The following is a 1,330-nucleotide window of genomic DNA, read 5'->3' as shown; positions in this document are numbered from 1 at the left end:
CCTGCTTTTTCAAACCATTTATTGGGTATGGCCCAGTGGCTGAGTTGGCAGGCGGCATTTCTCCATGAGCTCATTCGGATACACTGAAAGTCTCCTTTATAACCCAGTTGCCTGAGTCGCCTGTGAAGGCTTGCTGGTTTTTTCCATTGCTTCATCTGGATTGCACGCAGACGCCTTCGTATCCATGCCATCACAGATCCAAACAGCTTTTTGCAGTTTGCAACCTTGAAGTAGTTGGCATAACCACGCAGAAGCGGATTCAGATCCCTGATGATTTTCTCCATGTTTACAGGCGTATTGCGCCGGGTGCAGCGTCTCACCTTCTCCTTAAAAGCCTTTATCCTCTCTTCCTTTATCCCAATGTATCTCGGGTAAATACGCACACTGAGAAATGGAACGCCTTGCCTCCGACTCGTTATGTGAGTCTTGGTTCGGTTCACCGTCAGTTTCAGGTCTTTTTCCAGATAAGTGCTCACTACTTCCTGAGCGTTTTCTGCTCCAGCTCTGCTGGCCTTGAAAATCAGAATATCATCCGCATAACGAACGATCCGATGTCCCCGCCTCCTCATAAACTGGTCGAATGCATCCAGATAGATGTTGGCAAGAAGCGGGCTGATAACACCGCCCTGTGGGCTCCCCACCTCCGTTTCCTCAAACACTCCGGATAGTTCAACGCCGCTTTCCAGCATCTTCCGTAAAAGAGTAAGGATGCTTCCATCCTTGACCCTCTTTCGTACGGCTTCAATGATCAGGTCGTGATCCAGCGTATCAAAGCATTTGCTCAAATCCATATCCACAACCTGGGTCAATCCGTAGTTCCGCATGAACGCCGTCGCCTTGGCAATGGCGTCGTGTGCTCCCACCTTCGGCCTGTAGCCATAGCTTGAAGGGTGAAACTCCGGATCAAAGATCGGTTCCAGTATGTTCTTCAGCGCCTGCTGGACCACACGGTCACGGACTGTCGGAATGCCTATCTTCCGGATGCCTCCATCGGGTTTAGCGATTTCAACCCGCTTCACGGGTTCCGGCTGATAGCTTTTCTCCTTCCGTTCCTTCAAGAGATGGTGAATGTTCTCTTCCAGTCCGAGGGCAAAGTCTTTGCAGGACTGCCCGTCTATACCGGGAGCGCCATTCGCAGACTTTACTTTCCTGAACGCCTCTTGCAGTGCCTTTTCATGCAGAAGACGATCATACAGACTGTACCAGATCCTTGTACCCATTCACGATTCCTTGTGCTTCGTTTCTTCATTCAACGCTTACTGCCTGTTCGCTCCGATTCTTCTGCGGAGGGAAGGCTCCTTTTATCCGTTTCCGGCAATATACGCCTTCA

General features: G+C 50.4%; 1 protein-coding gene. It reads right to left on the bottom strand.

From position 1 onward, the window contains the following. The coding region (gene ltrA, locus OOT00_RS15960; RefSeq protein WP_265426417.1) for a group II intron reverse transcriptase/maturase at positions 1-1,220 on the bottom strand (1,220 nt) is incomplete at its 3' end. Positions 1,221-1,330 lie beyond the last annotated feature (110 nt).

The organism is Desulfobotulus pelophilus, assembly GCF_026155325.1.
In the GTDB taxonomy this organism is placed as follows: Bacteria; Desulfobacterota; Desulfobacteria; order Desulfobacterales; family ASO4-4; genus Desulfobotulus; species Desulfobotulus pelophilus.
Note: the sequence above shows the minus strand (reverse complement) of the source record. Positions and strands in the feature narration are given on the sequence as shown.